Below are 20,583 nucleotides of genomic sequence, written 5' to 3'. Positions count from 1 at the left end.
TAATTAATTTCTGTCTAGCCAAGCAAAGTTGAAACCTTTTTAAAATAAAAAACCCGACAAGTTTAAGAACCTGTCGGGTTTTATTTTTATATCAAATTGAATTATTTTACAATAGTCAATTCATCAATAATGTTTTTAGCTCCGGCGTATTTGTCAATAATCCAAAGCACATAACGAATATCTACGTTAATTGTTCTTTGTAATTTAGGATCAAAAATAACATCTCCTGCCATAGCTTCGATGTTTCCGTCAAAAGCAATACCTATTAATTCTCCTTTTCCGTTAATAACCGGTGAACCTGAGTTTCCTCCTGTAATGTCATTATCTGTTAAGAAATTTACTGGCATATAACCTGCTTTATCAGCATATTGTCCGTAGTCTTTCGCTTTGTTTAATTCCAGCAAACGTTTTGGCAAATCAAATTCCTGATCTCCTGCTTTGTACTTTTTCACCATACTTTCCATTGTAGTATAGTTGTTAATTTTAGCATCGTTACGTGGATCTACAGGTAAAGCACGAACTTTTCCGTAAGTTAATCTCAATGTAGAGTTTGCATCAGGATACTGAATCGCATTTAATTTTGATTCTCTTAAACCTTCTACCAATTTACGGTAAGCTGTTGCAAAACCATCATCTGCTTTTGCCTGATCATCAGATTTAGAACGGTATTTTGTCATCAAATCATTAGAGATGATATACAAAGGATCGTGTACAATTGCTAATGGTTTTGGATTGGCCATAAATGCCAATACTTTCTCTTTAGTCGTAAAATAACTTATTTCAGTTGCCTTTGCTACGTCTGCAGTAAAATCACCATTGTTCTCTGATTTCATTTTAGCAACTTGTGGAGCTAAACCATAATCAGCAGCTTTGGCAGCATACAAATTTAATTGCGCCGTTAACACATCTTTTTCAAGCGGTGCATAAAATTCGCCATAAATGTTATCAATCATAGCATTAATTTTAGGAAGCATTTCTGCTCTTTTAGCATCATTTTCATTGTAGTAAGCAATTAATGCATTTCCTAAATTTGCTGGTCCTGTTGCATAACCTGAAGTACGCAAAAGCTGCGTTAAGTAGTTATCATGGCTCGCTTTTAAATTTGTTTCTCTGTAATAATCATTGATAGTAGGAATTACATTTTCGTACTTTTCTTTATTAGCAGGTTTAGTTGCCCATTCGTAGAATTTATCTTCCTGTGCTGTTTTAACATCTACTGTCCCTGCTTTTGTTAAAGCATCAATCATACCCTGACGGTTTTTCCAGTAGTTGGCTGTTGAAGCATATTTAGATGCATATTGTAAACGAACAGTTGCATCTTTATCCATATACTTTTTCATCACGTCCATTCCGGTTTTAGCACCTTCAACCCATGCAGGATAAGCATATTTTATGTTTTGCTCAATTCCGCCAGCCGGCATCCAACGATTTGTTCTTCCCGGATAACCTAAAATCATAGCAAAGTCATTTTCCTTAACTCCTTTAATACTTACTGGTAAGTAATGTTTAGGCTGTAAAGGCACGTTGTCTTTAGAATAAGCAGCAGGATTTCCGTCTTTATCAGCATATACTCTGAACATTGAGAAATCTCCTGTTTGACGTGGCCACTCCCAGTTGTCTGTATCTCCTCCAAATTTACCAACACTTTCTGGTGGCGTTCCTACTAAACGAACGTCTGTGTAATCCTGGTAAACAAAATAGTAATATTCATTTCCCTGAAAGAAAGGACGAACAGAAACGGTATATTTTCCGTTTTCGCTATTTTCTTTTTCAATCAAATTGATTTCCTGCTGAATGATTTTGTTTCTTTCAGTTTCTGTCATTTGATCGTTTACTTTTGATAAGATTCTTTTAGAAACATCATCCATACGAACGAAGAAACGAACATATAAGGATTTTGGTTTCATTTCGGCACTTCTTTGTTTTGCCCAAAAACCATCTTTTAAATAATTTTGTTCTGCTGTAGATAGCTCAGCAATTGCATTATATCCACAATGGTGATTGGTTAAAACCAATCCGTCTTTAGAAACAATTTCTGCAGTACAACCACCGTTAAATTGTACAATTGCATCTTTTAAACTATGATGATTAATACTGTAAATTTCTTCGGCTGTTAATTGTAAGCCCATTTTTTCCATATCTCTATGGTTCAATCTCTCGATAAACATCAAGAACCACATTCCTTCATCAGCTCTTACCGGAAAAGCCATCAGACACATAGTCAAGAATAAAATTATTTTTTTCATGTTTTTTTATTTAAGTGACGCGAATATAACTCATTTTCACAATTATATTATCTTAAACAGTAATTAAATTGAATATGCGAATATAATTTTAGCTATTTATTACGAATTTAACATTTTATAAAGAAAAAAAGGCGTCCTGTTTCCAGAACGCCTTTTAAATATCTAAATCTTATTTTTTACTCGTTTAGCATTTTCCAAAGTTTATCTTTTAAATCTGTTAAACCTTGTTGGGCAACTGATGAAATAAACATATATGGAACATCTTTGAAAGAGACATCTAACTCTGCTTTCAATTCTGCTTTCAGTTCGTCGTCAAGCATATCGCATTTTGAGATTACTAACAAACGTTCTTTATCCAGCATTTCAGGATTGTACTTTGTTAGCTCGTTTACCAGAATATCGTATTCTGCTTTAATATCCGGTGTATCAACCGGAACTAAAAACAACAATGTTGAGTTACGCTCAATATGACGCAGGAAATAATGTCCTAAACCTTTTCCTTCTGCAGCTCCTTCAATAATTCCGGGAATATCAGCAATTACAAACGATTGAAAATCTCTGTAAGCAACAATTCCTAAATTTGGTTTTAAGGTTGTAAAAGGATAATCGGCAATTTTTGGTTTTGCTGAAGTTAACACTGACAACAAAGTCGATTTTCCAGCATTTGGAAATCCTACCAATCCAACATCTGCCAAGACTTTAAGTTCTAAGATCACATCCATTTCTACTCCCGGTAAACCTGGTTGCGCGTATCTTGGTGTTTGGTTGGTTGAGCTTCTAAAATGCCAGTTTCCTAAACCACCTTTTCCACCTTTTGACAGAATTCTTTTTTCACCATCTTCGGTAATTTCGAATAAAGTTTCTCCGGTTTCTTTGTCTTTTACGACAGTTCCCAGAGGCACTTCGATAAATTTATCTTCTCCGTCAGCTCCTGTACTACGGTCTCCTCCTCCGTCTCCACCGTGACCCGCTTTAATATGTCGGGCAAACTTTAAATGAAACAGTGTCCAAAGTCCTTTATTACCAACCAAATATACGTGTCCGCCTCGACCACCATCACCTCCGTCCGGGCCTCCTTTTTCAATAAATTTCTCTCTATGTAAATGCGTAGATCCTTTTCCTCCTTTTCCGGAAGAAACATATATCTTAACGTAATCTACAAAATTTCCTTCTGTCATTTTTTTTTGTTTATGTGTAGTTCTAAGTTCCAGGTTTCAGGTTTCAGGTTTGCTTAACGCAATTAACCTGAAATCTGAAACCTGAAACCTGAAACAAATTCTCTCTACTCTTTAAGTGCTTTTACCAACACTTTATCAATCTTTACACCATCCATATCGATGACTTCTAAGACAAATTTTTGCCAGATTAATTTTTCTCCTTCTTTTGGAATATGAGAAAGCTCAGTCATAATCATTCCGCTTACGGTATTTACTTCGTAATCATTTGTCAGTTCATCTAACTCAAAATAAGTTAAGAAATCGTGTAATGAATAATGTCCGTCAACTAACCATGAACCATCTTCTCTTTCGATTAGCTGAAATTCATCTTTATAAAAATCAGATGCATCACCAACTAAAGCTTCCAGAATGTCATTTAGGGTAATTATTCCCTGAAAAACGCCATATTCATCTGAAACTAAAGCATAATGGATTCCTGTTTTTTTGAAATTTTCTAATGCTTTATAAGCTGTTGTCTGCTCCATTAAATACGGGGCATCTATCATGATTGCACCTAAATCGAAATGATCACTTTCGATGTTTGCAAATATATTTTTCAGGGTTACGATCCCAACAATATCATCGTAATTGTCTCTGTAAACCGGATAAACAGTATGTAAATCCATTAAGACTAATTCTTTTATCTTGGCTTTATCGGCATTGAAAGGCAACATATCTACTGATTTTCGATGTGTCATTAGAGAACTTACTTTTCTGTCTCCAATATGAAAAACGCGTTCCACGATATCCTGTTCAATTTCCTGCACTTCTCCAACTTCTGTACCTTCTTTGATGATGGCCTTAATTTCTTCTTCGGTTACTTTTCCGTCAGCAGTTGGTTTTATTTGAAAAATATTCAATAAAAAATCTGTTGAAGTGGTTAGCAACCAAATAAAAGGTGCTGTAATAATCGAAATAATCTTCATTGGCATTGCTACCATTTTTGCAATCGATTCGGGATAATTTAACCCGATTCGTTTTGGAAGCAATTCTCCTAAAACTAATGAGAAAAATGTCAAAACTACTACTACAATTCCTACTGCAACTGAATGTGCATAGGGTTTTAAAACTTCAAATCCGCTTACGAAAGTTTCTACATCTATGGTAATTTTATCACCACTATAAATACCTGTCAAAATCCCGATCAGGGTAATTCCGATTTGTACTGTTGATAAAAACTTATTTGGCGAATTGGCTAAATCGAGTGCAATTTTGGCACTTTTATTTCCTTTTTTTGCGGCAGTTTCAAGTCTGTTTTTTCTAGCTGAAATCAATGCGATCTCTGACATAGAGAAAACTCCGTTTAATAGTATTAGAAAAAATATTATTAGTATTTCCAATGTATGGTTTATTCGTTATATAATAGTCTCGTTAATGTAATTTGTAACCTAAATGTGTTATAGCCCAGATAAAGTGAAAAGCCCGGAGCTAAAAAAACTAATTTTTCCTGCCAGAAAACAGCGACCAGCGGAAGCTCGTTTTATGGTGTGGAAAAATAGTTTTTTTAGTGAGGACTTGAAACGGCAGCTGGAAAAAGCTTCTACAAATTATCTATAACTGACGTTAATCGCTCTGTAATTTCTTCGATCGTTCCGATACCGTTTACGGCATGAAACTTATTTTGTTCTTTGTAATATCCTATTAGTGGAGCTGTTTTTTCATTGTATTCCTGATATCTTACACGAATTTTTTCTTCGTCCTGATCATCAACTCTGCCACTTGTTTTTCCTCTTTCTAATAAACGTGCTATCAAAATTTCGTCATCAGCTTCTAATGCGATTGTAGCAGTAACGCTTGACCCAATTGTTGGCAAAAATTTATCCAGCGCTATTGCCTGATCTAATGTTCTTGGATAACCATCGAACAAAAATCCTTGTGTATCCGGATGTTTATTTACCTCATCAATTAACATTGCTGTGGTAACTTCGCAAGGAACTAACTCTCCATTGTCCATAAAAATCCTTGCTTTTTTACCTAAATCTGTATCATTTTTTAAATTAAAACGAAAAATATCTCCTGTTGAAAGATGTGTTAATTTGTATTTTTCTTTTAAAAATTCTGCCTGAGTTCCTTTTCCTGCCCCCGGCTTTCCAAATAAAACAATATTAATCATAATATGAGTGAGTGTTGTTACTTCTGTTTTTTATAAGAAGTTTTAAATGAATATATAGTTGTGTGTGTTTATTATTATTCTGCTAATTTGTATACTTCGGATAAATTTCTCCCTAAACCATCGTAATCTAATCCGTAACCCACGATGAATTTATTTGGAATCCTGATTCCGATGTAATCTATTTTAATATCTTTTTTATAAGCCTCCGGTTTAAAGAATAATGTAGCCACTTTAAAATGTTTTACATTTTGCGCTTTAAAGAGGTGCTTTAACTCTTCGATTGTATTTCCTGTATCTACAATATCTTCGATAATGACAACGCTTCTGCCGGACAAATCCTGATTAATACCAATTAATTCTTTTACGGTATTGGTTGTTTCGGTTCCTTTATAAGATGCCATTTTGATAAATGAAACTTCGCAAGGGCTTTTGTACTTTTTTAAAAAATCGGCAACAACCATAAATGCACCATTTAAAACGCCAATAAAAATTGGAGTATCATCTCCAAAATCATCTTGTACCTGTGCAACTATTTTAGTTAAAGCAAAATCAATTTCTTTAGCCGAAATAAACGGAACAAATTGTTTATCGTGAAGTTGTATCATTATTTTTATGTTTAAAATAATGGGCAAAGATACAGAATTACAACCAAACTGTTGGTATCAAAATATACTGTAGATACTTTTTTTTGAGAATGTTAAATATCACATAATATTTACAAATATTTCCTTAAAAACATTTGTAATTTTACTAAATTGTTGTTCTATAAATATTTAACCCTGAATTATAATGAGAAATACCACACAATTATTTTCAATATCTTTATTAGCCGTATTAACTGCCTGTAACGGACAGGTGAAAAAGGAGGAAAAAGAAGCTCTGGCTAAGCAACCCAACACGATTGTAAAAACAGCCATTGGCGATCTTATTTTACCACCGCCCTATGCTACTGAATCGAAAACGAATAACAGTAAAGTTATTGGCTGGCCGGAAGGTAAAACTCCTATAGCTCCGGAAGGTTTTACGGTAACGAAGTTTGCAGATGGTTTCGAAAATCCGCGTTGGACTTATATTGCACCAAACAATGATATTTTTGTGGTGGAAAGTGGCACAAGAACGAGTAAAAATCAAATTACGGTATTACGCGATAAAGATAAAGACGGCAAATTTGAAACACGCGAGGTTTTTATAAAAGACTTAAACAAACCTTTTGGAATGCTGGTTCTAAAAGACTTTTTCTACATTGCTAATACTGACGGATTATACCGATATCCTTATAAAAATAATCCGCTAAAATTAGAAACTAAAGGAACTAAGATTCTTGAACTTCCTGCCGGAGGTTATAACAATCACTGGACGAGAAATATAATTTCGAATCCTGAGGGAACAAAAATTTATGTTTCTGTGGGATCCGGAAGTAATGTGGGTGAAAACGGAATGGATAAAGAGGTTCGCCGTGCTGCTATATTAGAAGTTAATCCTGACGGAACTGGCGAAAAAATTTATGCTGCTGGTATCCGAAATCCTGTTGGAATGGACTGGAATCCTGTAAACAAGGAACTTTGGACTGCGGTTAACGAGCGTGATGAATTGGGTGACGATCTTGTTCCTGATTATGTAACAAGTGTAAAAAGAGACGGTTTTTATGGATGGCCTTATTCTTATTATGGAAACATTCCTGATCCGAGAATGAAAGGTGAACGAAAAGATTTAGTAGCAAAAGCAATTGTTCCTGATGTTCCGGTTGGTGCTCATACAGCTTCATTAGGATTGGCTTTTTATAATAAAAATGCATTTCCTTCTAAATATAAAAACGGGGTTTTCGTAGGACAACACGGATCCTGGAATCGTGCTAAGATATCAGGTTATAAAGTAGTCTTTGTTCCTTTTACAAACGGAAAACCTTCAGGAAAACCGGAAGACTTTTTAACCGGTTTTGTTTCAAATGCTGATAAAGCGGAAGTTTTTGGTCGTCCTGTAGCGGTAACGGTTACGCCAGACGGATCGCTTTTGGTGAATGACGACAGTGGAAATACGATTTGGAAGGTTACTGCGAACAAGTAAATTTCAAATTTTTCAAAATTCCAATTTTAATGGGAATTTTAAATACATGATTTTTTACTGCAAAGAACGCTAAGCTTTGTTTTTTTAATCTCGCAAAGTCGCAAAGAAAATAAAACTTTGCGCACTTTGTGGCTAATTTTTTTATGCTCAACAAACTCTTTTTATGATTTTAAAAAAATATTGTTTTCTCTTTTTTGTGTTTTGCATTTTTCATAATAGCAAAGCACAAGAAAAAGAAGGCAAAACTATTGATTCTGTAAAAACACAAAAACTGGACGAAGTTGTTATTAGTTCGCTTCATGTTAATAATCGATTGCAGAATACACCTGCTTCGATTGGAATTTTATCCAAAAAAGATCTTTTGCAAAATAACGCCACAGATATTAGCACGGTAATCAATACGATTCCGGGAGTTTTTATGCAGTCTTCTAATTTTACTACAAGCCGAATTTCGATTCGTGGTATTGGCGCAAGAACGCCTTACGGAACAAATAAAATCAGGGCTTTTTATGGCAGTATTCCGCTGACTTCCGGAAACAGCGAAACGGTAATTGATGATATTGACCTGGAAAACATTGGACAAGTTGAAGTGATCAAAGGTCCGCTTTCGAGTATTTACGGAGCTGGTTTGGGTGGTGCGATTTTAATTTCACCTCAACTTTCAAAAACGCAGGGAGAAAATGCCAGTATCAGTAGTGTTTTTGGTTCGTTTGGGTTGCTCAAAAATAGCCTGAATTATAGCTTAACGGAGAAAAGTTCAAGTTTAAATATTAGCTATCATAAACTTAAAACCGATGGATGGCGGGCAAACAGCTCCTACAATCGTGAAGGTATCACACTAGCAGGAGAATTGTTTAAAAAGAAGCACCACAAACTAACGTATTTCTCTAATTATACTTATCTAAAGGCTTATATTCCTAGTTCTATCAGCAAAGATGTGTTTGATTATAACCCGAAATTGGGTGCTCCAACCTGGGTAGCATCTAAAGGATTTAAAGAATACAAATCGACTTTGGCAGGATTGGCTTATGATTTTAAAATTAATGATCATCTGAATAATTCGACTTCATTTTTTATAAATTATAAGGATAGTAATGAACCCCGGCCATTTGATATTTTACGTCAATATACTTTTGGCACTGGTGGAAGAACGCAGTTTTCAGGAAATTTTAAAATTAGTAAAATCGAAAACGAGTTTATTTTTGGGATTGAATATTTTACGGACAATTATAACGGAAATACTTTCGAAAATTTATATAAAACGAATAACAGCCAAGGCAGTTTGCAAGGTAAGCTGCTTACTGAAACTGATCAGAAAAGACAATTTTACAATGTTTTTTCGCAGATTAGAACTTTGCTTTCTGATCAATTCGAAATTCAGGCGGGACTAAATTATAATGAAACGCATTTTGAACTGACTAACTTTTTGCCTCAAAGAGTCTCAACTGAAAAGTACAGTTACAACGGAATCTTTTCGCCACAATTGTCTTTTCTCTTCAAACCTAATACCGAAAAAACTTTATACTTTTCGGCTAGCCGCGGATTTTCACTGCCTGCAACTGAAGAAACTCTCACAAGTACCGGCAACATTAATCCGGATATAAAACCGGAAAGTGGTTATAATTTTGAAATGGGCGGAAAATTCTATTTTTTCAGTAAAAGCCTCTATACTGAATTTGCTGTGTATCGAATGGAAATAAAAGATTTATTGGTAGCCAAAAGAATTGGTGACGATCAATACGAAGGAATTAATGCCGGAAAAACATTTCATGAAGGAATCGAAATTACAGCCAAACACAATTGGTCAATACATCATTTTTTTACTTTGAATTCCTTTATCAGCGTTTCTTTAGGAAAATATGAATTTAAAAATTTTGTTGACAATGGAAATGATTATTCAGGGAATAAACTAACAGGTGTCCCTGCCAATAAAGTAAATGCAGGAATTCGTTTAAACACCAACTTGGGTCTTTATTTTTCTGCCGATTATCAGTTTACAGATAAAATTCCGCTCAATGATGCTAATACTGTTTATTCTCATTCGTATACTATTCTCAACTTTAAAACAGGATATGGTTTTGAAATTCTCCCAAATTTAAATACCAATTTAGCTTTTGGGATCAACAATGTTACCAATGAAAAATATGCTTCTTTGATTTTACCTAATGCAGTTGCCGTTGGCAATGCCACTCCTCGATATTATTATCCCGGACTCCCTGTTAATTATTATGGTACTGTTTCACTAAATTATTTATTTTAGATGTGTATTAAACCCCAAAAAATGTATTCTGAATTACAAACAAAACTCGATTACGTAAGTGCGTACAGAGAAAACCGTCTTAAAGTCGCTCAGGATGTTTTAGAGAATCCTTCGTTGTTTGATGAATTGGTTACAATTTGTTTCTCTCCATCAGACAAAAACAATCATAAAGCCTGCTGGATTTTAGAATTTGTATCTTACGAAGAATTGATCTGGCTTCAGCCTCATCTTAATTTTTTTTGTGCAAACTTAAAAGTCCTCAAAGACGAAAGCTCGATTAGGCCTATTGCAAAAGTGGTACAGCTTTTAATCAAATCGCATTATAAGAAAAATGAAAACGGCGTTTCACTTTCTGAAACTAATCTGCAGGATTGCATTGAGGCTTCTTTCGACTGGCTTATCAATGATATCAAAGTAGCTACAAAAGCTTATTCGATAAGAACATTGTATGTTTTGGGAAATTATTACGACTGGATTCATCCTGAACTACAAATTATACTGAATAAAGATTACGGCAATCATTCAGCGGCTTATAAAGCGGTTGCGAGAGAAGTTCTTAAAAAGATAGAATAATACTTTGGTGATTTTCAAAAGAGAATATTATAAAATCAAAAGAGGGTATCTACCTACAGATACCCTCTTTTTTCCTACTCAAAAAATAAAAAATAACACAGTTCAGATGATTGTGTTCTTATAGTTCTAAAACTTAAAACGAAGAAAGAATTCATTTGAGTTTTTAGCACTTGCTATTACTTTGCCTGTATTAACTTCGTACGCATAACCCAATGTCATACGGTTGCTAATATTTAGTCCCAGTATTCCTGCATAAGCATTATCTACTCTGTAACTTCCTCCTATTTCTAAAAATTTCTCGATTTGCAACATCAGATTAAGATCTACTGAAAGAGGTGCACCATTAACATAACGCATCATAAATGACGGTTTTAAAATTAAAGATGTTGCCGTTTCAAGATCAAAGTCATAACCACTGCTTAAATAAACATGGGCTCTGTCTGTAGCAACAGCAGTATAACCATCCTTATTTCTTGCGCGTTCAGTATTCAATATTCTTGGCACAGAAAGGGATACAAAAAATTTATCATTTTTTAATAATGCTCCAACACCTACATTGGGATTAAACTGATTGATGGTTGCCAAAGCAGGATCTGATTGTGGTACGTAGGTTTCAAGACCTGAAGTGTTTACATTATAAAAATTTCCTCCGGCTTTTATTCCTAAATACAAATCCGTAAGGGCTCCCACCTGAACTTTATACGATACATCAAGACCTAATTGAGTTTGTTTTTCTACAAAGGTTTTATCATATACCATAGAAACACCAAGTCCAAGATGACTTCCTACTGATGTTCCAAATGAAACTGCCTGTGTTTTTGGCGCATCCTTAATCCCTGTCCATTGCTGACGAATTGTAGTGGCTAAAACAGTTTCACCATCTACACCTGCATAAGCAGGATTTACAATATTCATGTGATAACGATACGTTGTAAAAAGACTTTCTTGTTGGGCAAAAAGCATACTACTAAATAGTAGTAATGCTCCCGCCAATATATTTTTAATTATTTTCATTTCTAAAATTTTATTTTTTCAATTACCTGTTAATGTATATCCAGCCTTCTCTGTCAATTTTACCATCTCCGTCTAAATCAAGTTGATAGTAATAAGAACTTGATTCTGGCAATGAACCTGAATTTCCTTTGTAATGTCCATCCCAGTCATTTTGATAATTTCTGGCAACAAATACTTCAGTTCCCCAGCGATTGAATACACGAACAGTTGAAGCAGGATAATACTCAATATTAGAAATAACCCATGTATCATTTATACCATCTCCGTTTGGAGTAAAAGCTTCAGAGATATTTATCTGATCTTTATCACAAGCATCCCCTATTCCATTATGGTTACGATCTTCCTGATATGGATTAAAGGTAATTGGGCAATTGTCCAGCGAATCTGAGATTCCGTCATTGTCATCATCGTCATCACAATTATCAGGAATTCCATCCTTGTCATTATCTCCAAAAGTATTTACAACTGTAACTTTTGCAGTTGCTGTAGCTGTGTTTCCAGCTTTATCTTTAACCGTTAGAATTACTGTATTTACACCAACATTGGTACAATTAAAAGAAAGCTTATCAAGCGTCACGCCAGCAATACCGCAATTATCTGAACTTCCGTTATTAATTTGATTTGCTGATATTGAAGCATTTCCTGCATCATCAAGTTCAACAGTAAGATCTTTTGCTTTAGCAACTGGTAAAATATTGTCCTGAACTGTTACAGTTGCCGTAGCCGAAGACTTATTTCCATTTACATCTGTTACTGTCAATGTTACGGTATTAGCTCCAACATTATTACAGCTAAAAGTATTTGGACTCACCGTTACAGAAGCTATTCCACACGCATCAGAACTTCCATTATCGATTTGATTTGCTGTTATTGAAGCATTTCCTGCTGCATCTAGTGCAACTGTTAAGTTTTTAGTACGAACTGTTGGCAAAGTATTGTCTGTTACTTTTACCGTTTGAGTTATAGCAGTTGCATCATTTCCGTTAACATCTTTTACATTCCAGATGATTGTTGTTGTTCCCACAGGATATACATCAGTAAGTAATTTAGCATCACTTCGTACTCCTGTTGGGGTCCCAACGGTACAATTGTCTGTAGCCGTAGCCGAAACGATTACGTTTGCTCCACAAAGATTGGCATCAACGTTTACATTTTTATTTCCGTTAGAAACGATTACTGGTTTTTGATTGTCGGTTACCGTTACAGTTTGAACCACTTCAACAGCATTATTTCCACTACCATCTTGTACATTCCACTTAATAGTTGTTGTTCCTACAGGGTAAACATCCGTAAGTAATTTGGCATCACTTCTTACTCCCGTTGGGATTCCAACGGTACAATTGTCAGTAGCCGTAGCCAAAACCGTTACATTTGCTCCACACACATTGGTATCAACATTTACATTTTTATTTCCGTTTGAAACAATTACCGGAATTTGATTATCTCTTACCGTTATGGTTTGAATTACTTCGACAGCATCATTTCCGTTAACATCTTTTACATTCCATTTGATTGTTGTTGTTCCTACTGGATACAAATCCGTAAGTAATTTGGCATCACTTCTTACTCCGGTTGGAATTCCAACTGAACAATTATCTGTTGCCGATGCCGAAACCGTTACGTTTGCTCCACAAAGATTGGTATCAATATTTACATTTTGATCACCATTTGAAGTAATCACCGGAATTTGATTATCTGTTACTATTATGGTTTGAATAACTTCAACAGCATCGTTCCCGTTAACATCTGTTACATTCCAGGTAATTGTTGTTGTTCCTACAGGATAAACATCAGTAAGTAATTTGGCATCACTTCTTACTCCGGCTGGAGTTCCAACAGTACAATTGTCTGTTGCAGATGCTGAAACTGTTACGTTGGCACCACAAACATCTGTGTCAACATTTACATTTTGATCTCCATTTGAAGTAATCACCGGAACTTGATTATCTGTTACCGTTACGGTTTGAATAACTTCGACAGCATCATTTCCGTTAACATCTGTTACATTCCAGGCAATTGTTGTTGTTCCTACAGGATAAACATCAGTAAGTAATTTGGCGTCACTTCTTACTCCGGCTGGAGTTCCAACAGTACAATTGTCTGTAGCTGTTGCCGAAACGGTTACGTTAGCACCGCAAACATCTGTGTCAACATTTACATTTTGATCACCATTTGAAGTAATCACCGGAATTTGATTATCTGTTACGGTTACCGTTTGAATAACTTCAACAGCATCATTTCCGTTAACATCTGTTACATTCCAGTTGATTGTTGTTGTTCCCACAGGATAAACATCAGTAAGTAATTTAGCATCACTTCGTACTCCTGTTGGGGTTCCAACGGTACAATTATCTGTTGCAGATGCTGAAACTGTTACGTTGGCACCACAAACATCTGTGTCAACATTTATATTTTTATTTCCGTTTGAAACAATTACTGGTTTTTGATTGTCTGTTACAATTACAGTTTGAATAACTTCAAGAGCATTATTCCCATTAACATCTGTTACGTTCCAGGCAATTGTTGTTGTTCCTACAGGATAAACATCCGTAAGTAATTTAGCATCACTTCTCACTCCGGTTGGGGTTCCAACAGTACAATTATCTGTTGCTGTAGCTGAAACTGTTACGTTTGCACCGCAAACATCTGCATCAACATTTACATTTTTATTTCCATTTGAAACAATTACCGGTTTTTGATTGTCAGTTACAGTAATGTCAAACGAACATTCTGTACTAGTATTACCACTTTTGTCTGTTATCTTATATTTTAAAGTTGTAGTTCCTACTGGAAACAGAGAACCCGAAGTCAATCCTGTAACATCAGTTTGAGAGGGCACAAGTGGAGATGATAATAAAGTAATCACTACTTTACCCATTCCGGAATTTGCATTCCCGATATTGGTTTGATTTGTACCAGCATTAAAAGATCCTGCTCCATCATCAAGGTTAGGATCACTATAACTATTTGTTGTAACAGAATTCCCTCCTGTATATCCGCCTCCGGCTCCACCTTCATATTCAGAACCTGATCCTCCTCCAAATCCTCCTACACCACTAAAACATTGAGAACGATCACCACCAGCACCACCATTAATAAAAGAAAGTCCAAAATCGGCCCCTCTGTAAGATATACCATTACCTACTAAACCACCGCCACTACCTGCACGTCCCTTTTTAGTACCACCGCCGGTTCCGGTGTTGGTTACTTTAGCTCCGGGACCATTTGCAGTGAATGACTGCCATCCCACTCCATTTCCACCACCGGCAACAATTAAAGGAACATTAGAACTAGTAGTAACAAAAGATCCACCACCACCACCTGAAGCTCGGTATGCAGCTGTACAAGCTATATTTGTCTCACCACCTGTTTGTCCCACTAAAATTTTAAGGACATCTCCGGCAACAAGATTAAACTCTCCATACATGTCTGCACCTAAACCTGGTTTTGCTATCGTATTTACTGAATTTAAACCTCCTTGAGCACCTAAGGCACGTATTGAATATTTACCTGTAGTAGGAACTTTCCATTCCTGAATTCCCTGAGTATTTATAGTAACAACTCCCGCACCATAAACACCATCACATTGTGCCTGAGTTGGTCCAAACCTTTCTAATGCACCAGCATTTGTAAACGTAAGTACTACCGGTAATCCATTACTGCCACAATTATCAGTAAAAGATGGCGTAGCAAAAGTAACAACCGCACCACATTTGCCTGCATCATTATTAACAGAGATATTAGCAGGGCACGTTATAATTGGCGCAATATCATCTATAACCTTAATTGTCGCTGTTGCATAACTTTTATTTCCGTCTGTATCTGTAACAACCAAAGTGACCGTATTATCACCAATGTTTGAACAATTAAAACTTAAAGAAGGTTTTAAGGTTGCCGCAGTTGGTTCATAAGAAGCACTTACATAAAGCCTTTTCCCTATGTTACCACAAGGATCACCCAAAAAAACAGTATTATTAGCAGGTATAGTAGCTGAATTTTTATTTATCAAATAAGATGAAACCACTGACTGACTATTCGCCGAATGGCAGGAACTGAGACTAAAACTGCCACAACTTCCGTTTGGTGTTCCGTAACTTGCAAAATCTACAGTTGTAAATATTGAACCCGTTGGAGCTGTAATATTCAAGTCATTGCCCTCAATTGCTGTAGCGCAAACAGTACCGGCATCAGAAGTTGTCAGCATATAACTGGCGATTCCGGTGTTATCAGTAGATCCGTTATCCACATCTAAAGCATTCACTGTAACATTTCCGGCAGCATCCAGCTTGACAGTAATGTTTTTTGTTTTTACAATAGGAGGATTTTGAGCGTGTATCATATTGCAAAAAAGAAATATGACACTCACTAAAAAGAGTAATTTTAATTTCATACTGGTTTGTTTAGATTATTTAGTCGCAAAAATATATTGAAATAAAATCGTCGAATAGCCCATTCGGACACATCAATAGCCCGAAACGACCAGCACAATTTGCTAAACAAAACAGCATGTTTAAAACTTAAGAAAGAGCAAATGTAAAAACCTGAAAAACAATGAAATAAAAATAAAAACAGGTATAACTACGGTGTTGATAAAGTCATCAAAAAAAATACAGTTTATGATTGGTAAAGCCCTGAAAAGAAAGAATTTTACAGTGATTAAGACCGTATTTCCGAAGGCATTTTTCCAAAACGTTTTTTAAAATTTGCCGTAAACTTGCTGGAACTTTTATATCCCGTTGCCAAAGCAATATTTTTTATCTGCAAATCGGTGTTTTGAATCATCTGCATGGCAAGAAGCAGTTTTTTTTCTTTATGGTATTGCATCATCGAAATACCATGAACAGATTTAAAAGTTAATTTGAGTTTTGTAGCAGACATGCCTACTTTGTCTGCAATAAATTCTACTCCCAAAAAAGGTTCGGTAATTGTATCCAGGAGTAGTTTTTCAGCTTTTGCTATTTTTCTGTAATCAGGAGTTTCAATTGGAGAATAATTACCTTCCCGCTGATCCAAAAAAGCATTCTTAAAAAAAGTTGAGACTAATTGAAAGGCCTGCGTTTTTAAAATCGACTTACTAAACAAATCTTTTTTATTATTTTCCAGATTAGTCAAAATCTCTTTTGATAATTCTGCTGCATTTGGAACGATATTCTGATAGGTGATAAAACCATTATCTGAATTCAGGAACTTTTTAATATGATTTTCTTCCGGAAGTGCATGAAAAGAAAAATTATGCTCTGCCCAGTCTTTACTAAAAGCATACAAATAAAATTCGCAAACAGAACCTTTGTAAAAATAAGCTCCAACAGGTGTTCCCGGTTTTTTAAACCCCCAATATTTACTGGAAAAAGGTGTTTTATCAGCAAATGTATTCTGCAATTTTACCTCGCTGTCAAAAACCGAAAATGTAAGGGTATAAAAATCGCTAGGAAATTCTTCATCGTAAATCGCTTTAAGCATCACATTCTTCTTAAAAGTGATACTGGTAGCTATTATCCAAAAACCGTCTTCGATTTCACGATAACGCATAACGCCTTTAGAAAAAGGATTATTTCTATAAACTGCCTGTTCTTCTACAACATGTTTTACTGATGGAGAATTGACAATACTTTTTACAATAATTTCAGGAGAATTTGATAAATACGGTAATTCAAAAAAACCGTCCTTATAAAAATTTATATTCTCTTTTATAAATTTAACCCATTTCCCTACATTCATATATTGTTACTCTAATTTTAATTCCCTCTAAAAACGGATGGTAATTCGCCAAATCTTTTCTTAAAGGCTGCCGTAAATTTACTGGCACTTTCATAACCTGTAATCGCCGAAATTATCTGAATTTCGACTTCAGAATTTTGAAGCAATTGTTTCGCAAGAAGCATATTTTTCTCCTTATGATATTGCAGCATTGAAAATCCAAATACAATTTTAAAATTAGCTTTCAATTTTGTTGGAGAAGTATTTACCTCATCGGCAATTTTATCAATACCTAAAAATGCTGACTGCAAATTGTGCAAAATCATTTTCTCGGCTTTTGCAACATGATAATAGTCTAAGTTGCTTAACGAAATATTATCTGCAATACGGCTGTCCTGAAACGAATGCGTAAAAAATTCCTTAATTAACTTCATAGAAGATTTACGCAATTCCGTAGTATTAAGATGTATTTCATCTTCAGCTTCCAGAATTTTTGATATTTTTTTAGAAATCAAATGTGCCTTTGGGGCAATATCGAGCCAGGTATAAAATCCTTTTTGGGTATTAAAAAAACTTTCTAATATACCTTTCCCGCAAAATTTACCCGATTTAATATTCTGATCAACCCATTCTTTGTTCATCGCTATATTAAAGAATTTGCCTTGCGTACCTTTATAAAAATAGGTCGCTACTTCAGTTTCGGGTTTATGAAAAGTCCAACAGGTACTTAGTAAAGTTATTGGATCAGCATCTTTAAAAGGAAATTTATATTCGAAAACAGAAAACGATAATATGTAATAATCCTTTAAGTGATCTTTAGTATAAGTTGCTTTGGCGAGAATATTTTCTTTAAGTTCAATATTGGTCTCTAAAATCCAGAAACCATCTTCTATTTTTCGATAGCGCATTTTACCTTTCCAAAAAGCATTATCAGAAGAAATAATTTGCTTTAAGGCATTATGTTTAATTATGGGCGTTTTGATAAGACTGTCTAACATCAATTGAGGAGAATTGGCCAGATATGGTAATTCAAAAAAGTCATCTTTTAATAAAAAAAGAAACTTTTCAAGATGTTTTGCCCAATCGTTTGTGGTCATGTACTTTATTAAATCAACGGCGGTTAAAAATGATGCCAAACGTACGGAATTCACACCTACTAAACAAAATTTTCAAACCAGATATTTTAAAAAATTTTAACATTTTAAAGGATCGTTTTTTTTGACTTATTAAAATGAAAAAACAGCAATTCAATACACAATAAATTGGCATTTCTATTTTATCAAGTATCTTTGCAAAAACACAACTACAATGAATTATTTTTCTTCTGATTTTAAATTAGGAATATTAGGCGGAGGACAATTGGGCAAAATGCTGTTATCTGACACCCGAAAATTTGATATACAAACTTATGTTTTAGATCCGAGCGATGAAGCTCCAAGTAAAATTGCCTGTAATAAATTCTTTCAGGGCGATTTGATGGATTATGAAACCGTTTACAATTTTGGAAAGCAAGTCGATGTTCTGACTTTTGAAATCGAACTGGTAAATCTTGAAGCTTTAACACAACTTGAAAATGAAGGCTTAAAAGTATATCCTTCTCCAAAAACCTTAAAGGGAATTCAGAATAAAGGAACCCAAAAAGATTTTTATATCGAAAGTAATATTCCAACAGCTGCCTATTTACGTTTTGAAAGTCCGGCACATTTACAAAAATCAGTTGGAAATAATGAAATCACAATTCCGTTTGTATGGAAATGTACTGAATTTGGTTACGACGGAAATGGCGTAAAAGTAATTCGTCAGATTTCTGATATGGATGATTTACCAAATGTAGAATGTATTGCAGAGACTATGGTTCCGTTCAAAAATGAATTGGCTGTAATTGTTTGCAGAAATCCATCAGGAGAAATCAAAACTTATCCGGTTGTCGAAATGGAATTTCACCCGGAAGCCAATCAGGTAGAATATGTAATTTGTCCTGCCAGAATCGATGAAAAAGTAGCCGAAAAAGCAAGAGCAATTGCCTTGAATGTTTCGGAGAAATTTAATCATGTTGGACTTTTGGCTGTTGAAATGTTCCAAACCAACGATGATGAAATTCTGGTAAACGAGGTAGCACCGCGTCCGCACAATTCAGGACATTATTCTATCGAAGCAAGTTATACTTCACAATTCGAAAATCATTTACGTGCTATTTTAGATCTTCCGTTAGGAAACACAGACAGCAAAGTTGCCGGAATTATGGTAAATTTGGTAGGTGCCGAAGGTTTTTCCGGAGATGTTGTTTACGAAAATATCGAAACCATTTTAGGATGGAATGGCGTTACACCGCATATTTACGGTAAAAAACAAACACGCCCTTTTAGAAAAATGGGACACGTTACGATTGTCAACGAGAATATGAACGAAGCAAGACGAATTGCTGAGGAAGTTAAGAACACTATTAAAGTGATCAGTGGTCAGTAATTTTAGTGGTCAGTTAACAAATAAACCAATTTATTAGTCTTAATGGATTTTGTAGAAATATTAATGAATCTTCTTAGTTTAGATGACAAATCAAATTTGTTTGAAATTCATTTTGAAAAATTCACAAACAAATACGAATATAAGGGCGAAAGAATAAAAAGTTTCATTTTATTTATAATTCTCGTCATATGTACCTTAGCATTAATATTTTTCTTTTTATTTCTGATTTATACAATTTTACTTAAATTAAGATCATAAACCAACAAAATAAAAACAGTTTTCAGTTACAACAAAACTTTAAACTTTAAACCTGAAACAAAAAACACATGAGCAAAGTAGCCATTATAATGGGAAGCATCTCAGACATGCCAGTTATGCAGGATGCCATCGACATATTAAAACAATTTAATGTAGAAGTTGAAGTCGATATCGTTTCGGCGCACAGAACACCGGAGAAATTATTTGATTTCAGCAAAAATGCACATACTCGCGGCATTTCGGTTATTATTGCCGGAGCTGGTGGTGCTGCACATTTACCCGGAATGGTAGCTTCAATGTCTCCACTTCCTGTAATTGGAGTTCCTGTAAAATCAAGTAATTCTATCGATGGCTGGGATTCGGTATTATCGATTCTGCAAATGCCGGGCGGAGTTCCTGTAGCGACAGTTGCCTTAAACGGAGCAAAAAATGCAGGAATCTTAGCAGCACAAATCATCGGAAGTCACGATAAAAAAGTGCTTGACACTATTATTTCTTATAAAGAAGAATTGAAAGCAGCGGTTAATAAAGCGGCTGAAGGTCTAAATAAATAAGTTAATTTCACAGAGATTCACAAAACAGACACAAAGATTCACAAAGAATGATTTAAACATTTTTTTTCTAAACTTTGCGAAGCTCTGCGCCTTCTTAATGAAACTTTGCGTAACACAATAA

The 20,583-nt window shown here is 34.9% G+C and carries 14 protein-coding genes; 5 read left to right on the top strand and 9 right to left on the bottom strand.

Annotated elements, in window-relative coordinates:
* Positions 1 to 101: 101 nt before the first annotated feature.
* From A4F88_RS16560 to hpt, 5 genes are all read right to left on the bottom strand, one after another.
* On the bottom strand, positions 102 to 2,246 hold the full coding sequence (locus A4F88_RS16560; RefSeq protein ID WP_068843767.1) for a S46 family peptidase: 2,145 nt from the start codon (positions 2,244 to 2,246) through the stop codon (positions 102 to 104).
* Between the two features lie 176 nt (positions 2,247 to 2,422).
* Complete coding sequence (gene obgE / locus A4F88_RS16555) at positions 2,423 to 3,424, bottom strand: GTPase ObgE (RefSeq protein ID WP_068843766.1); 1,002 nt, start codon at positions 3,422 to 3,424, stop codon at positions 2,423 to 2,425.
* Positions 3,425 to 3,528: 104 nt separating this feature from the next.
* Positions 3,529 to 4,803 carry a hemolysin family protein gene (locus tag A4F88_RS16550; protein WP_073075443.1) on the bottom strand — a complete coding sequence of 425 codons (1,275 nt, stop codon included), beginning with the start codon at positions 4,801 to 4,803 and terminating at the stop codon, positions 3,529 to 3,531.
* 200 nt (positions 4,804 to 5,003) lie between these two features.
* The gene (locus tag A4F88_RS16545; RefSeq protein ID WP_068843764.1) at positions 5,004 to 5,576 is read right to left on the bottom strand and encodes an adenylate kinase; all 573 of its coding nucleotides are present in this window, start codon (positions 5,574 to 5,576) and stop codon (positions 5,004 to 5,006) included.
* 74 nt (positions 5,577 to 5,650) lie between these two features.
* A complete protein-coding gene (gene hpt / locus A4F88_RS16540) occupies positions 5,651 to 6,181 on the bottom strand; it encodes a hypoxanthine phosphoribosyltransferase (RefSeq protein ID WP_068843763.1) in 531 nt (176 codons plus the stop codon).
* A gap of 184 nt (positions 6,182 to 6,365) precedes the next feature.
* Between hpt and A4F88_RS16535 the strand changes: the two genes are divergently transcribed.
* The 3 genes from A4F88_RS16535 (at position 6,366) to A4F88_RS16525 (ending at position 10,473) form a co-directional block, all read left to right on the top strand.
* Positions 6,366 to 7,640, top strand: coding sequence for a PQQ-dependent sugar dehydrogenase (locus tag A4F88_RS16535; protein WP_068843762.1), 1,275 nt, complete (start codon positions 6,366 to 6,368; stop codon positions 7,638 to 7,640).
* Between the two features lie 163 nt (positions 7,641 to 7,803).
* The gene (locus tag A4F88_RS16530) at positions 7,804 to 9,900 is read left to right on the top strand and encodes a TonB-dependent receptor (protein WP_068843761.1); all 2,097 of its coding nucleotides are present in this window, start codon (positions 7,804 to 7,806) and stop codon (positions 9,898 to 9,900) included.
* Between the two features lie 21 nt (positions 9,901 to 9,921).
* Entirely contained in the window at positions 9,922 to 10,473 is a 552-nt protein-coding gene (locus tag A4F88_RS16525; protein ID WP_068843760.1) for a hypothetical protein, read from the top strand.
* A 126-nt stretch (positions 10,474 to 10,599) separates the two neighbouring features.
* Here the strand turns inward: A4F88_RS16525 and A4F88_RS16520 are convergent, their stop codons facing one another.
* The 4 genes from A4F88_RS16520 to A4F88_RS16505 all read right to left on the bottom strand — a co-directional run bounded on the left by A4F88_RS16520 (position 10,600) and on the right by A4F88_RS16505 (position 18,281).
* Positions 10,600 to 11,487, bottom strand: a complete 888-nt coding sequence (locus tag A4F88_RS16520; protein ID WP_073075444.1) for a PorP/SprF family type IX secretion system membrane protein — start codon at positions 11,485 to 11,487, stop codon at positions 10,600 to 10,602.
* Positions 11,488 to 11,509: 22 nt separating this feature from the next.
* Positions 11,510 to 15,877, bottom strand: coding sequence for a T9SS type B sorting domain-containing protein (locus tag A4F88_RS16515; protein WP_082815794.1), 4,368 nt, complete (start codon positions 15,875 to 15,877; stop codon positions 11,510 to 11,512).
* A gap of 266 nt (positions 15,878 to 16,143) precedes the next feature.
* The gene (locus tag A4F88_RS16510) at positions 16,144 to 17,205 is read right to left on the bottom strand and encodes a helix-turn-helix domain-containing protein (RefSeq protein WP_068843757.1); all 1,062 of its coding nucleotides are present in this window, start codon (positions 17,203 to 17,205) and stop codon (positions 16,144 to 16,146) included.
* Between the two features lie 17 nt (positions 17,206 to 17,222).
* Positions 17,223 to 18,281, bottom strand: a complete 1,059-nt coding sequence (locus tag A4F88_RS16505) for a helix-turn-helix domain-containing protein (RefSeq protein ID WP_068843756.1) — start codon at positions 18,279 to 18,281, stop codon at positions 17,223 to 17,225.
* 211 nt (positions 18,282 to 18,492) lie between these two features.
* Between A4F88_RS16505 and A4F88_RS16500 the strand changes: the two genes are divergently transcribed.
* Together A4F88_RS16500 and purE are read left to right on the top strand one after the other, a co-directional pair.
* Positions 18,493 to 19,650, top strand: a complete 1,158-nt coding sequence (locus A4F88_RS16500; protein WP_068843755.1) for a 5-(carboxyamino)imidazole ribonucleotide synthase — start codon at positions 18,493 to 18,495, stop codon at positions 19,648 to 19,650.
* A gap of 326 nt (positions 19,651 to 19,976) precedes the next feature.
* Complete coding sequence (gene purE / locus A4F88_RS16495) at positions 19,977 to 20,462, top strand: 5-(carboxyamino)imidazole ribonucleotide mutase (RefSeq protein WP_068843754.1); 486 nt, start codon at positions 19,977 to 19,979, stop codon at positions 20,460 to 20,462.
* Positions 20,463 to 20,583 lie beyond the last annotated feature (121 nt).

Source organism: Flavobacterium chilense (assembly GCF_001602525.1).
Taxonomy (GTDB): domain Bacteria; phylum Bacteroidota; class Bacteroidia; order Flavobacteriales; family Flavobacteriaceae; genus Flavobacterium; species Flavobacterium chilense.
The sequence above is the reverse complement of the archived record's forward strand: the minus strand, read 5'-3'. Positions and strand labels throughout refer to the sequence as shown.